Source organism: Paenibacillus sp. FSL K6-2859 (assembly GCF_038008265.1).
Classification (GTDB): domain Bacteria; phylum Bacillota; class Bacilli; order Paenibacillales; family Paenibacillaceae; genus Paenibacillus_AQ; species Paenibacillus_AQ nitricinens.
Window position 1 is genome coordinate 520,746 of sequence record NZ_JBBOYU010000001.1, and the last position, 14,044, is coordinate 534,789.

General features: G+C 45.4%; 12 protein-coding genes. 10 read left to right on the plus strand and 2 right to left on the minus strand.

All coding sequences use genetic code 11. The annotated features are described in order from the left end of the window. Window positions 1–148 precede the first annotated feature (148 nt). Window positions 149–859, plus strand: a complete 711-nt coding sequence (gene sdaAB, locus MHB64_RS02325) for an L-serine ammonia-lyase, iron-sulfur-dependent subunit beta (RefSeq protein ID WP_076285196.1) — start codon at window positions 149–151, stop codon at window positions 857–859. After that, entirely contained in the window at window positions 856–1,734 is an 879-nt protein-coding gene (gene sdaAA / locus MHB64_RS02330; RefSeq protein ID WP_060626723.1) for an L-serine ammonia-lyase, iron-sulfur-dependent, subunit alpha, read from the plus strand. Before sdaAB ends, sdaAA begins: the two co-directional genes overlap by 4 nt. A gap of 28 nt (window positions 1,735–1,762) precedes the next feature. Here the strand turns inward: sdaAA and MHB64_RS02335 are convergent, their stop codons facing one another. Beyond that, on the minus strand, window positions 1,763–2,065 hold the full coding sequence (locus tag MHB64_RS02335) for a hypothetical protein (RefSeq protein ID WP_094878233.1): 303 nt from the start codon (window positions 2,063–2,065) through the stop codon (window positions 1,763–1,765). A gap of 61 nt (window positions 2,066–2,126) precedes the next feature. Here MHB64_RS02335 and MHB64_RS02340 point away from each other — a divergent pair, with 61 nt between their 5' ends. Next, entirely contained in the window at window positions 2,127–2,324 is a 198-nt protein-coding gene (locus MHB64_RS02340; protein WP_042184438.1) for a YwbE family protein, read from the plus strand. Window positions 2,325–2,428: 104 nt separating this feature from the next. Here the strand turns inward: MHB64_RS02340 and MHB64_RS02345 are convergent, their stop codons facing one another. After that, complete coding sequence (locus tag MHB64_RS02345) at window positions 2,429–3,154, minus strand: HNH endonuclease (protein WP_094874196.1); 726 nt, start codon at window positions 3,152–3,154, stop codon at window positions 2,429–2,431. Window positions 3,155–3,516: 362 nt separating this feature from the next. Here MHB64_RS02345 and MHB64_RS02350 point away from each other — a divergent pair, with 362 nt between their 5' ends. The 7 genes from MHB64_RS02350 (at window position 3,517) to MHB64_RS02380 (ending at window position 13,945) form a co-directional block, all read left to right on the plus strand. Further along, a complete protein-coding gene (locus MHB64_RS02350) occupies window positions 3,517–3,999 on the plus strand; it encodes a hypothetical protein (protein WP_094874195.1) in 483 nt (160 codons plus the stop codon). A gap of 52 nt (window positions 4,000–4,051) precedes the next feature. Further along, entirely contained in the window at window positions 4,052–5,071 is a 1,020-nt protein-coding gene (locus MHB64_RS02355; RefSeq protein ID WP_094874194.1) for a LacI family DNA-binding transcriptional regulator, read from the plus strand. Between the two features lie 305 nt (window positions 5,072–5,376). Then, entirely contained in the window at window positions 5,377–6,714 is a 1,338-nt protein-coding gene (locus MHB64_RS02360) for a glycoside hydrolase family 30 protein (protein ID WP_094874193.1), read from the plus strand. Window positions 6,715–6,742: 28 nt separating this feature from the next. Then, a complete protein-coding gene (locus MHB64_RS02365) occupies window positions 6,743–9,970 on the plus strand; it encodes a cellobiose phosphorylase (protein ID WP_341133634.1) in 3,228 nt (1,075 codons plus the stop codon). Between the two features lie 305 nt (window positions 9,971–10,275). Next, entirely contained in the window at window positions 10,276–11,226 is a 951-nt protein-coding gene (locus MHB64_RS02370; RefSeq protein WP_256990030.1) for an ABC transporter permease, read from the plus strand. A gap of 18 nt (window positions 11,227–11,244) precedes the next feature. Further along, window positions 11,245–12,135 (plus strand): carbohydrate ABC transporter permease, encoded by an 891-nt coding sequence (locus MHB64_RS02375; protein ID WP_094874190.1) that lies wholly within the window; start codon window positions 11,245–11,247, stop codon window positions 12,133–12,135. A 109-nt stretch (window positions 12,136–12,244) separates the two neighbouring features. Beyond that, window positions 12,245–13,945 carry an extracellular solute-binding protein gene (locus MHB64_RS02380; RefSeq protein WP_094874189.1) on the plus strand — a complete coding sequence of 567 codons (1,701 nt, stop codon included), beginning with the start codon at window positions 12,245–12,247 and terminating at the stop codon, window positions 13,943–13,945. The last annotated feature ends 99 nt before the right edge of the window (window positions 13,946–14,044 follow it).

Below are 14,044 nucleotides of genomic sequence, written 5' to 3' on the forward strand. Positions count from 1 at the left end.
ACAAAATAGAAAATACTCCCCTCCCTCTGAATACGCAATATAAGATATATATTTATCACAGCAAATGTCACGGTGAACTCCGACTGCTAGTGCAGTATACTATATAGGAGTACGATAATTGCCTATTCTTGCAGGCAGGAGGTCTTTTATGCGTTTTAAGGATGTATTTTCAATTATTGGTCCGGCAATGGTCGGTCCTTCAAGCTCACATACCGCTGGGGCGGCACGGATCGGGAGGGCTGCAAGGCAGGTGTTGGGTGAAGTACCGCGTGTGGCTGAAGTAACGTTTTTTGGTTCTTTTGCAGCAACTTATCAGGGACATGGCACAGATCGGGCGATTGTTGGAGGGTTACTTGATTTCACTACCGACGATCACCGGCTTCCAGATTCCCTAGAACTGGCGGTCGAAGCAGGGATGGAGGTTTCTTTTAAGCAAGGAACAGGTCTGTTCCCACATCCGAACACGGTTAAGCTGCATCTCATCGGACAAGAAACAGGAAGCGAACTGACGCTAACAGGGACATCTATTGGTGGAGGAAACATCGAAATTGTTGATATCGACGGTTTTGGGGTGAAGCTTACGGGGATCTATCCGACAGTTCTGATTAATCATATGGATTATTTAGGTGTTCTGGCAAGTGTTACGGAAGTAATGCGTAACGGACAGTTTAATATAGGGCATATGTCTCTGGATCGTAAGAATCGTAGTGGTGCAGCCTTAACGGTGCTGGAGCTGGATGAAGCGGCTACACCGGAGCTTATTGAAGCGCTTAAAGCGCTCACTGCTGTGAAATCCGTGAAGCTGGTCAACTTAAACGAAGGTAAGCAAGATGAGAAGGGGAAGGAAAGTTTAACATGAATTTTCAAACACTTAGCGAGCTGGCTGTATTGTGTGAGGAACGTGGTCTCACGATTGGAGCACTTATGCTCGAAGAGCAAAGCGCGGAATCTGGACGTTCCAGTGATCATGAATTTTCCACAATGCGTGAATATTATGGCGTGATGAAAGAGGCTGTTCACCGCGGAATGAATGAGGATACAACTTCGCGCAGCGGCCTTACAGGTATGGATGCCCAGCGTGTAGGCGCATATAACGCGGCTGATGAGCCATGCCTAGGTGGACCTGCAGGTCAAGCTATGGCTTACGCGCTGGCTGTATCCGAAGTGAATGCTTCTATGGGCCGGATCATTGCGACGCCTACTGCTGGTTCATGCGGGATTATTCCGGGTGTATTTCTCAGCTGTCAGGAACGGTTTGGCTGGGATGATGACTACATGGTATCCGGATTGTTCGCAGCCGGGGCTATCGGTTATGTCATCGCCAATAATTCCTTTGTATCGGGTGCGGAAGGCGGCTGTCAAGCTGAGGTAGGTTCTGCCATTGGGATGGCAGCAGGCGCGTTAACCGAGCTACGCGGCGGAACGCCTGCACAAGCAGTGCATGCTGTCGGGCTAGCCCTTAAGAACACTTTAGGCTTGATTTGTGATCCGGTTGGCGGACTTGTAGAGATTCCTTGTATTGTTAGAAACGGATTCGGTGCAGTTACCGCACTTGCCGCCGCAGATATGGCACTGGCTGGTGTTCGTAGTGTGATTCCTTCCGATGAAGTTATCAAGGTTATGCTCGAGGTAGGCTCAGCTATGCCAGAGAAACACCGAGAGACTGCAGGAGGCGGTTTAGCACAGACCCCTACCGGCCGTAAAATCATGCAGGATTTACGAAAAAAGAAGTAATTAATACGTCTCAAATCACAATTTGTATTTAGAGCATTTTGAAACGTTCCAGCTGATCCCATAAACCTTCTTGCCGAAGGATTTCTGCCTGCCTTGGTCCAATGAGGTCGAAGTGGGGAAACGATGAACGATTATGAATATATTGGGCAGGCAGCCCATTCTTCTCGCACCAATGTTTCAGAGTGGTAAGATCACTACAGCCCACCTTGGTGACGGTAGTGATGCCAGGAAAACGAGGATCCAGCCAATAATGAGTCAAGAAGGCGATCTCTCCTGCGGAGACCGCTTTTTTCCAACGGGTTAATTCTTCTCTGTTGATGCCGAAGGCCATAATGTCTCATCCTTATCTATTGTTGTTGACAACATTATAACCCATGAAAGGGGATTATTTCATGAACGGACAAGTAAGAGCGGATATTCGTCCTGGGCTTGAAGTGGATATTGTACTTAAGCAGGATCAGCCTACAGGCAAGCTAACACACGGTACGGTGAAAGATATTCTCACGAACTCGCCTCGGCATCCGCACGGCATTAAGGTCAGATTGACTAGCGGACAGGTAGGACGAGTTAAGAATATTACAGGCAACTAAATAAACTACACTTCTCCACATTAAAAAGCGACCCTAACCTCGGAGGCTGTTCTGTTCACGGAAACAGAACAACCTCCGAGATTAGGGCTTTTTGATTTGAGTTGTTATATTCGGCCCATAAAATCCTCAACAGATTTATCAGCTTTAGTCTGATTACATAACGTGCAAGCGCAGACGCAATTATCTGGGGTTGTATGACCACCTTTAGCACGTGGCAGTAAATGGTCGATGGTGTCTCCATAAGCGCCGCAGAAGTAGCAGGTATAATTGTCTCTGGCTAGTATATAAGCGCGAAAATCCTTATTACTATACAATCGTCGAATCGTTCGACGGTTTACAACGATAGCGGCATGTTCCCTGACGAGGGTAATTGCAAGCGCTAGATCGATCTCCTGATGCCAGCGCCGTCCCTTGTCGCTATGACCGCGCATTAGAATCATCCCTTTGGCAGAAGGAATCAATTGGGTTGGATCTTCGGGATTTAGCTTTGTGCCTTGAGCATGCGGCCGTTTTCTTCGCTGCTCCAAACCTCGTACGCGTCGGTTCGGATTAGATTGTCCTGAAGAAGCAGCAGCGGAAGACGGCTTTCCCTCTTTGGGACGCTCCAATAGAGTGTGCTGATGGGTTTGGATCGTATCAAGCTTCACCAGTAAGGGGTTTGCTGTGAGTTTTATATTTAGTGTTTCCCGTTGCTTGCGACATTCACGGCAGGCACCACGGCGTGACTGCCCCTTGGAACGTTTGCCTGTACGTCTGCGAAATTCTGTGAGCGGCTTTAGCTTGTGGCAATAAGCACACTGCTTGGTAGATAGAAGGTCGGTATCGTTCATAGGTATGTTAGGTGCAGCGCATGTGTACGCATGTCCTGTCTCCTTGTTTTTGAAATATAAACTATAAGTTCCACACCATACTTTATGTCTTGGATTTCTCGCTTATAAGGACGTAAAAGTTGTTTATGCTTTGGATTCAATGATGTTTATTTATGAGTTCCGTTAGGTGAAATGTAAGCTTCTAAACTTAGTATAACGTAAAGCGCTGCTGTTCACATCGTACGTAAAAAAACCGTAAACACAGCCAAATTTGTGATATGCATCTCGGTGACAAACAGGGAAAACTTGTAAAATAGAAAGAAGGGCAGATTCGTTATCTAGATAGGGTTGCTCTAATTCTTATTTGGAAATGGGGAAGTAAAATGGAATTAACGAAGGGAAGGCCGGGTACAGTAACATGGCTTTATATTCTTCTTATTTTTTTGGGGGTTGGAGCGTTAGGAGGGGGCGGTGCTCTTGTAATAGATCCAAGCGGGGATCTAATGAAAATGCCGACTTCTATGCTGGAAAGATCGCCATTCTCTGATTTTTTATTCCCGGGTATTCTGCTATTTATCGTATTTGGTCTACTACCCATCTTCGTTGTTTATGGTCTGGTCAAGAGACCTCAGTGGCACTTGGTGGAACGATTAAATCCGTTCAAGAAATTATATAGCTTCTGGGCTTTGTCTCTGTATATCGGATTTGGGCAAATCATTTGGATAACGGTGCAGACGTACATGCTGAATAGTGTTGCAATTATACATCTGATCTATATGAGTCTAGGGCTGTTGATTCAGGCCGTTACACTACTCCCCTCTGTACAAAGCTACTTTTCGCTGGACGGCGGTACGGAAAGACGTTAAAATTGCAGTGAACAAAAGGCATTTCATTTGTCAGGGCAAGGAGCGAGCCGATTTGACAACGATATACGATATTGCCAAAAGAACCGGTTACTCTCCAACAACGGTTTCTAAGGCGTTTAATAATTATTCCGATGTACGTGAGAAAACTCGTCAGGAAATATTCCGGGTTGCCCAAGAAATGGGATATTTGCCAAATTCACATGCCCGTACACTGACCACTAAGAAATCGTGGACCATCGGTGTGCTATTCGTAGAGAATACGGGATTTGGTATTCGCCATCCTTTTTTCAGCGCTGTGATCGAGAGCTTTAAGAAGGTTGCTGTTGAAAAGGGTTATGCCCTCATGTTTATCTCCAAGGATGTTGGCGGTAAACAAAGCGGTTATTTAGAGAATTGCAGAATTCGTGGCGTAGACGGCGTTGTTGTCTTCTTGTCCGATTATGAAGATCCGTATTTCCGTGAACTGCTTGAGAGTGATATTCCTACCGTTATTATGGATTTTGAGACTTCTGAGACGCATACGGTATGCTCAGATAATACATCTGGAGCCCAGCTGGCAGTGGAGTATCTAGCCTGCTTGGGGCATCGCAAGATTGCCCATATATCCGGAGGTATGAACACGTTTCCAGGGAAAATGCGGGAGCTGGGATACAAGACCGCCATGAAGCAACGAGGGTTTAAAGTGCCTAAGTCCTATGTAGTAAACGGAGCCTTTTATTCTCGGGAAAGTGGCTATAACGCGATGCTGGAGCTTCTTAAGCTCCCTGAACGTCCAACCGCCGTCTTTGCTTCGGGTGACTTACTAGCCTTAGGGGCTATTATGGCCGCTAAAGATAGTGGACTTTCCGTACCGATGGATATTTCAGTTATGGGTTACGATGACATCGATCTTGCCGAGTATGTTTCACCTGCGTTGACAACGGTGCGTCAGGACACGGAACTTCTTGGAAGCCGAGCAGCAGACATTCTTTTAACTACAATTGAGGGTAAAGTGTTAGATAAGGAAGCGATTTTAGTTCCGGTGGAAGTGGTTGTACGGGAATCCTGTGCACCTCCGACTAACGGATATTAGTCCGATAACTTGACGAACTGAAAAGAGTCCTGCTAAAGTAAAAGACAGTATAGCTTTGAATTGTTCATATGAGATGAAATAGTGGTATTTGGCACATCTTATTTAGTGAGATGGAGCTATAATAGACCCATTGTTTATAAAATGCTCTTTCAATTGATTTGGAAGATCATTTTTTTTCGAAATAATCGAAACCGGTTTCGATTATTTCGATTAATGGCTCATTGCTCCGAATTTTACAACATCGGAAGATGATCCAGTAAAGACTAGTGCTTTGGTAAGAAAACAATTCAGAGGAGATGGATGAAATGGCAAAAGTTCAAACTGTGGTAACTGCAAAAGATACAGGGGAACGCTTAACTCCAAAAGATGCAATTGTTTTTAGCGCAAGAGTAGGATCTGGGTCTGCCGATGTGGAGATTAAGCCAGAGCAGGAGTTTCAAAAGATGATTGGATTTGGCGGCGCTTTCACAGAAGCTGCAGCTTATACGTTGTCACGCTTGAGCTCCGAGAAACGGGCAGAGGTTATTCATCGGTACTTCCATCCTGTAGAGGGGTTAGGCTATAGCATGGGCCGTGTTCATATTCACAGCTGTGATTTTGCCCTCGGAAATTATACGTATGTTGCGGATTATGATACAGAGCTAGCTACTTTTGATATCTCACATGATCATAAGTGGGTACTTCCGCTGATAAAAGACGCCATGGAAGTAAGAGGCGGTGCATTCACGATGCTGGCTTCTCCTTGGAGTCCTCCGGCATGGATGAAAACCAATGGAGAAATGAATAACGGTGGATCACTGAAGCCGGAATTCGCAGAAGTTTGGGCACGTTACTATACGAAATTCATTGAAGCTTATGGAAAAGAGGGAGTACCGATTTGGGCAGTTTCCGTGCAAAATGAGCCGGCTGCCGTTCAGGTCTGGGATTCATGTATTTATAGTGCGGAAGAGGAACGGGATTTTGTTAAAAATCATCTTGGACCGGTGATGCATCAAACCGGCCATTCCGATGTGAACATTGTAATTTGGGATCATAACCGCGATATTATGGTCGAGCGTGCTTCGGCAGTATTATCTGATCCTGACGCTGCAAAGTATGTATGGGGTACAGGTATTCACTGGTACGGAGGTGAGGAGTTCGACAAAGTAGAAAAGGTACATGATTTATTTCCTGACAAGCATCTGTTGTTCACAGAGGGCTGCCAAGAGGGCGGCGTTAAGCTGGGGGAATGGTTTACTGGCGAACGTTACGGCAGAAACATGATTGGAGATTTCAATGCGTGGACAGAAGGATATCTGGATTGGAACCTGGTACTGGATGAGACTGGAGGTCCTAACCATGTAGGCAATCTCTGCGATGCACCGATTATTGCAGATACTACAGCGGATGAAGTGCATTATAACAGCTCCTATTATTACATTGGGCATTTCAGTAAATTTATTGCGCCCGGTGCGGTACGGATCGGATTTACATCTGAAGCGAAAGGTATCTTAACCACAGCATTCCGTAATCCTGACAGTAGTATTGCTGTCGTACTGATGAATGAAAGTGAAGAAGTACACAATGTAACGCTAGGTCTAGGCGAAGAAATTGCAAGCTGTGAGCTATCGCCTCATTCCATCGTAACGCATTTGATTTCATAAATAATCTACTACTTAGGAGGACATAAGTATGAGCAACTATTATTTCGAATCAGGTACATTTGTAATGGAGCAATTTGATGAAGGAAAGCCTTTCTCCAGTTTCTTACCGGGTCTTGCCGGACTGAAGGGAATTCCGATGTGGACTTTTTATGTGAATCGGGGTCAGGCCATTTGCAGCTTCGGGGTACGCGATAAGAATTCGCCGATCATGGAATTCTCTCCTGCAAATATCTCTTATAAGAACGTAGGCACGACCGGTTTCAGAACCTTTATCAAAATTAAAGGCGAGCAAGAGATTTATGAACCGTTTCAATCTGCACGTCCAGATCCTGCTGCAAAGCGCCTCATGACCATTTTGCCTAATGGACTTACCATTGAAGAAAGCCATGCCGGACATGGTCTTAAGACGACCGTACACTATTTTAATTTGCCTAATGACGATTATGCAGCATTGGTACGTCGGGTAGAGATTGAGAACATTGGCGGTAAAGAGATCGAGCTGGAGCTGATGGATGGTTTGCCTGAAATCTTGCCTTACGGCGTAGAGAACAGCGGATACAAGGAAATAGGAAATCTGCTGCGCAGCTGGATGGACGTATACAACTTAGAGAATGGCATTCCGTTCTATAAGCTGCGTTCCAGCACCAATGATGATGCACAGGTTAGCGAAATTACCAATGGCCATTTCTACCTGTCGTTCACTGGAGAAGGAGAAAAAGTCTCGCCAATCGTCGATTTCGAGCTAGTCTTTGGTGGCAATACCTCGCTTACGTACCCAGACCGCTTTGCGGGATTAACCCTTGCCGAACTGGGCGAGCTTCCGCAATACCCGGTCAACAAGGTTCCGTGCGGTTTTAGCGGAGTGGCAAGACGTTTAGCACCAGATAGCAGTCTGATCCTGAATACACTGGTTGGACATGTAAATGACATCGACAAAATCAATAAGAAGGCGGAGCAGCTATGCCGCGATGAATATATCCTGTCTAAATCTCAAGAGGCCGCAGGTCTGACGGAGGAATTAACAGAAGACATTGCTACGCACACTTCATCGTCTGTGTTTGATGCGTATTGCCGTCAATCCTATCTCGATAACTTCCTGCGTGGAGGCTATCCTTTTGTCTTCGACAATGGTGGGGATGGCTTTGTAGTTCACTTATACTCGCGTAAGCACGGTGACTTGGAGCGTGACTACAATTTCTTCTCATTGGCTCCTGAATATTATTCACAGGGAAATGGTAATTTCCGCGATATGAATCAGAATCGGCGGAACGATGTGTTCTTCAATCCGAAGGTGGGCAGCTTCAACATCAAAATGTTCTATAGCTTGATTCAGGCGGATGGCTACAACCCACTGAGCGTACAAGGAACAACCTTTGAAGTGAAACCGGACCGTAAGGCACAAGCTGAGGATTGGATTGGAGAAGCTGTAGCAGATCATCAAGCGGAGCTTGTAAAGCTGTGCAGCAGTCGATTTACACCGGGTAGCTTAGTGAACTATATTGCGGATCATAATGTTACCTTGAAGGTAAGTGAGCAAGAGTTTTTGTCGGGCTTACTAGCTTTGTCACAGCAAAACATTGAGGCTGCTTTTGGCGAAGGCTTCTGGTCGGATCACTGGACATATAATATGGATCTGGTAGTAGGTTATTTGGATATCTTCCCTGACAAAAAGCAGGAGCTTCTATTTGGGGATAACACTTATGCGTTCTATGACAGCCCAGCGTATGTGCTGCCACGCAGTGAAAAATATGTAATCAGTGACGGAAAAGCCCGGCAATATGGCGCACTCCTTGAGGATGAGGAGAAGCTGCACAAGCTGAAATGGAAAGCTGGAGATACCCATTGGCTGCGTACTGAAGGCGGTCACGGCGCCATTTACCACACCAATTTGTTCGTGAAGATGCTGTCTCTTGCCTTGAATAAATTTACTACACTTGACCCTTATGGTATGGGTGTAGAAATGGAAGGCAATAAGCCGGGCTGGAACGATGCTATGAATGGGCTGCCAGGATTGTTCGGCTCCGGAATGAGTGAGACTTTTGAGCTGAAACGTACCGTAGTCTTTTTGTTAGAGACTCTGAAGGGTAAAGAGAGCGTCCAAGGAGCTGTAGACCTCCCAGAAGAAATTGCACAGTTGCTTGAAGAGGTATATCATGCGGTCACGGCGGTTCTGTCGGGAGAATTGGAACAATTCAATTATTGGGACACTGTAGCTTCGGCGCGTGAGGCCTATAGAGCACGTATCCGTTTCGGTATTACTGGGACTGAGTCTGAAGTAAACTTAGAATACATTCGTGAGGTTCTCTCCAAGTTCTTGGTCAAAATCGACGAGGGGATCAACAAGGCAGTAGAACTTGGTAATGGACTTACCCCAACCTACTTCCGTTTTGAGGCGAAGAAATTCCAGCAGGTAACAGATGCTGAGGGGCAACCGGTAATCAGCGGATATGGCCTGCCAAAAGCTGTGGTCGAGGAGTTTGAGGTCTATGCATTGCCATATTTCCTTGAGGGACCTACTCGCTGGTTGAAGACGCTGAAAGATCCGGTGCAGGCGAAAGAAATATACAATTTGATTAAGCGAACAGAGCTATATGATCCGACTACGTCTATGTATCAAACATCGGTTAGTCTAGAGGGAGAGTCTCATGAGATCGGACGAATGAGAGCCTTTACGCCAGGCTGGCTGGAGCGGGAGTCTAACTTCCTGCATATGTCCTACAAATATTTGCTTGAGCTGTTGAAGGGCGGGCTTTATGAGGAGTTCTACGGAGAACTGAAGACCTCGCTGGTTCCGTTCCTGGACCCGGCTGTCTATGGACGCAGCACGCTTGAAAATTCATCCTTTATCGCTACCGGAGGTAATCCTGATCCGAACAATCACGGTAGAGGGTTCGTTGCAAGATTAAGTGGGTCGACCGCTGAATTTCTGAGTATGTGGAGAACGATGATGGCCGGAAGCCATGTTTTCAGAGTAGAAGATGGACAGCTTACATTATCTTTGGATCCGGTTCTACCTGGCTGGCTATTTGATGAACACGGCAAACTTTCCTTCATGTTCCTAGGTGGAACGGAAGTCACTTATTCGAACCCAGAACGTGAGAATACATTCGGTGAGAAGAAGGTTGTTATTCAGAGCATGACGCTCGTCTACCACGATGGAACAGTGACCGGAATTTCTGGAGCATTCGTTCGTGGTGAAGAGGCAGAGGCTTTGCGGCGTGGAGAAATTAAACAAATTCAAGCAATATTAGCATAACACTAAAGGGGAGGGCATAGGCCCTCCTTATATTTTTCCATATACAGGAAAGTAGAAGCTTCACATGATACATTATCCTTATTTTTCTTGCATAAACGCTTACCGTCTTTAAAGGATTCCGAAAGCGTTTTAGCTTGAACCCGAAAAATGGAACCTATAATCCGAAATTCAATACCTTACGGAGACAGGCAAAAGCAAATACAATAAGTATATAAATATTGTAAGCGCTTTAGAAATAGAAAAAGATATATAGCCTGGAGGTCCAAAGGATGGAGAACAAAAAAGGCGTGGAATTAAGTCCAGCGATGAAGCCGCTTATTCCTGGCAATTTCGAAACCGGTAAAGTAAACCGCACCCCGATTTGGAAGAAGTTCATTACTCAACGACATTTGCAGACAATGGCACTGCTCGGTGTAGTATGGATGATTATTTTTAACTACATTCCGATGTATGGCATTATTATTGCCTTCAAGGAGTACAACATCGTCAAGCCCATCTCGGAAGCCCCTTGGGTCGGTCTCGCGAACTTCAAAGAGTTCCTGGCAGACGATAATTTTATGTATGTAATGAAGAATACGCTGGGCATTAGCTTAATCAAACTATTGATCTTTCCGCTTCCGATCATATTCGCCCTCTTTCTGAACGAAATCCGATCCGTTCGCTTTAAGAAGAGTATTCAGACGATATCGTATCTGCCCCACTTCCTGTCCTGGGTCGTTCTTGGCGGGATTCTCGCCACTTGGCTGGCAGATGTGGGCATCATTAACAATATTCTGATGGCGCTGCATTTGATTGATCAGCCGATTTCGTTCCTGGCTGAACCGAAATATTTTTGGACCATTATTATTACCTCGGATTTATGGAAGGAGCTGGGCTGGTCAGCGATCATCTATCTGGCTGCCATTACCAGCATATCTCCAGAAATGTATGAAGCGGCCACTATCGACGGTGCCGGAAGATTCCAGAAAATGTGGTATGTTACCGTACCGACCATCAAAGGCACGATCAGCATCTTGTTTATTCTGGCGGTCAGCGGTGTACTGAACTCCAATTTTGACCAGATTCTAGTACTGCGCAATTCGCTGAATGACAGCGCGAGCAATGTGATTGACTATTATGTTTACTATACCGGTCTGCTCTCGGCCCGCTTCTCGTATTCAACCGCAATTGGGATGTTCAAATCGGTTATCTCGCTCATTCTGCTGCTAATTGCCAACCAAGTATCCAAAAAACTCAACGACACCTCGTTGTTTTAGGCCAAGGAGGACCTGTACATGATTACACTGAATCGCAGAACAAAGGGCGAAGTTGTCTTTGATATAGTCAACAATATTGGAATGCTTTGTATTTGCTTCGTTACGCTGTATCCGATCTGGTACGTGCTGATTAATGCTTTTAATGACGGAAAAGATGCTATGCTGGGCGGGATTTACTGGTTTCCGCGCAAATTTTCATTGGAGAACTTTAGTGCCGTATTCGCTAGCCCGGGAATTATGAGGGCGATGTGGCTTACCGTAGCTAAAACACTTCTCGGTGTAGGTCTGCATGTGTTCTTTACGGCGATGGTAGCATATGCGTTTTCCCGCAAGGATCTGGTAGGGGGCAAATTATACATCCTGTTAGGCACGATAACCATGATCTTTGCAGGCGGACTTATTCCGACGTACCTACTCATCAGAGATCTTCATCTACTGGAAAATTTTCTGGTTTATATTATTCCGGTTATGTTCAGCTTCTTCGATCTAATCATCTTCATGACCTTCTTCCGGGATATTCCTGATGGTCTGGAGGAAGCGGCGCGTATTGATGGAGCGAATGACTGGTCCATCTTCCTGCGGGTTGTCCTGCCGGTCTCCTTACCTGTACTGGCTACCATTGCGCTGTTCCATGGCGTTTACCAATGGAATGATTATTTTACCGGAATGATTTATATGAACAATGAAAACATGCAACCGATTCAAACTTTCTTGTACCGGGTTGTTGCCCAGTCCAGTTCCAATCTGATGATGACTGCCGTACAGGGAAGCGCCGTGACCAGGACCGTGACCTCGCAGTCCATCAAGCTGGCTACGATGGTTGTTACAACACTTCCAATTATCTTTGCTTACCCGTTCCTGCAACGTTATTTCGTGAAAGGGATGATGATTGGCTCCATCAAGGGCTAAGTGCCAGTCGCACTTCACCCGAACTAGTGGTAACTCCTCCGGACTGCTCCCGCAGTCTTGGAGTTATAAATTATATGATTAATCAATCTCAGAAAAGGGGTAAACAAGCATGGACATGAAAAGAAAGCCAAAGAAAATAATGCTGCTGCTAATGGCAGCAATCATGGTTCTGTCCGTAGCGGGCTGTTCCGGCAACAATGGCAACACCGCAAATAAAGGTAATGCTGCAAACAAAACTGAAGGTAACACAGCAGAGGCAACAGCTACAACAGCCCCAGAAGCTACAGCACTATCCGCTGATGAGCCGGGTTGGAAATCTGATACATCACCCATTACGTTTGACTGGTACCTGAACTTTGCCTGGTTCCCTAATAAATGGGGTGTAGATCCTACTTCCCAATATATCACTAAGAAAACCGGTGTTGACATTAACTTTATCGTTCCAGCCGGTAACGAAAATGAAAAGCTGAACACACTGATTGCTTCCGGTAAACTGCCGGACTTCATTACACTGGGCTGGTATGAAGATGCTGTTAAGAAAATGATTGAAGGTAATCTCGTGCTTCCTCTGAACAAACTGGCCGAAGAATATGATCCTTATTTCTTCAAAGTATCTGACCCTGACAAACTGGGATGGTACACACAAGCCGACGGCAATGTATATGGTTATCCGAATGCTTCTTCCTCACCTAAAGATTACGAGAAATATGGCGACACTTATGTATCCAACCAAACCTTCGTAGTCCGCAAAGACATTTATGAAGCGATTGGCAGTCCTGATATGCGCACACCGGAAGGATTCGTGGCTGCGCTGAAGGCAGCTAAAGAGAAATTCCCTGAAATCGATGGTCAACCGATGATTCCGCTCGGTCTGCATGAATTTACCGCAACCGGTAACGATTCTCTGGAACAATACATTCAGAATTTCTTAGCTATTCCAAGAGAAAAAGACGGAAAGCTGTATAATCGTGAGACTGACCCTGAATATATCCGTTGGATGAAAACTTTGCGTCAAGCCAACCAAGACGGCTTGCTTGCAAAAGATATCTTTATTGATAAACGTCCTCAAATGGAAGAAAAAATCGCTCAAGGCCGTTACTTCGCGATGCTGTACCAACGCACTGACTTTGCAGCCCAACTGGGAACGCTGTATCAGCAAGACCCGAACAAAATTTATATCGCTGTTGACGGACCGGCTAATACCAACCTGGATGCACCTACTCTAAACGGCCCTGCTATTTCCGGCTGGACAGTAACGCTGATCTCCAAAGATGTTAAAGATAAAGAACGTGCTATTAAATTTCTTAGTTACCTGAACAGCGAAGAAGGTAATAAAGACCTCTATCTTGGAGAAAAAGGCGTCAGCTATGATACGATTGACGGCAAAGACCAATTTAAACCAGAAGTCTTTGATCTAATGAATAAAGACCGTTCGGCATTCGACAAGCAATATGGTTCTTCCTTTACGTTCTGGATGCTGATGAATACCAATATTACAGCTCAATGGACACCTACAGCTGTAGAGCCTTTCAAACAGCTGGAAGACTGGACTCGCGGAAAAACAAAAAGTATCTCCGAGTTTGATCAAATCGATCCGTTGGCAAGCTCCCCGGAGGGCGTCATCTTATCTAAAATTAAAGATTTGCGCAGCAAAACGCTACCGAAGCTTTTGATGGCTTCATCCGATGCTGAATTTGATACCATCTGGACTGGTTACATCAAGAAGCAAGAGGATCTGGGTCTGGCTAAAGTGCAAGCCTTCCAACAAACAAAATATGAAGAGAATAAGTTAAAACTCGCAAATAAATAAAATAAAAACGACCCAATCGCCCGCTATTGCGGGCGATTGGGTTATTTTCAATCTATAATATGGTATAGATATTAAATAGGTTAAGCATTCACTATTTTA

Bases quoted from the DNA above. Each gene is read 5' to 3' on its own strand.
- sdaAB (WP_076285196.1), top strand. From the start codon at position 149: ATGCGTTTTAAGGATGTATTTTCAATTATTGGTCCGGCAATGGTCGGT.
- sdaAA (WP_060626723.1), top strand. From the start codon at position 856: ATGAATTTTCAAACACTTAGCGAGCTGGCTGTATTGTGTGAGGAACGT.
- MHB64_RS02335 (WP_094878233.1), bottom strand. From the start codon at position 2,065: ATGGCCTTCGGCATCAACAGAGAAGAATTAACCCGTTGGAAAAAAGCG.
- MHB64_RS02340 (WP_042184438.1), top strand. From the start codon at position 2,127: ATGAACGGACAAGTAAGAGCGGATATTCGTCCTGGGCTTGAAGTGGAT.
- MHB64_RS02345 (WP_094874196.1), bottom strand. From the start codon at position 3,154: ATGAACGATACCGACCTTCTATCTACCAAGCAGTGTGCTTATTGCCAC.
- MHB64_RS02350 (WP_094874195.1), top strand. From the start codon at position 3,517: ATGGAATTAACGAAGGGAAGGCCGGGTACAGTAACATGGCTTTATATT.
- MHB64_RS02360 (WP_094874193.1), top strand. From the start codon at position 5,377: ATGGCAAAAGTTCAAACTGTGGTAACTGCAAAAGATACAGGGGAACGC.
- MHB64_RS02365 (WP_341133634.1), top strand. From the start codon at position 6,743: ATGAGCAACTATTATTTCGAATCAGGTACATTTGTAATGGAGCAATTT.
- MHB64_RS02370 (WP_256990030.1), top strand. From the start codon at position 10,276: ATGAAGCCGCTTATTCCTGGCAATTTCGAAACCGGTAAAGTAAACCGC.
- MHB64_RS02375 (WP_094874190.1), top strand. From the start codon at position 11,245: ATGATTACACTGAATCGCAGAACAAAGGGCGAAGTTGTCTTTGATATA.
- MHB64_RS02380 (WP_094874189.1), top strand. From the start codon at position 12,245: ATGGACATGAAAAGAAAGCCAAAGAAAATAATGCTGCTGCTAATGGCA.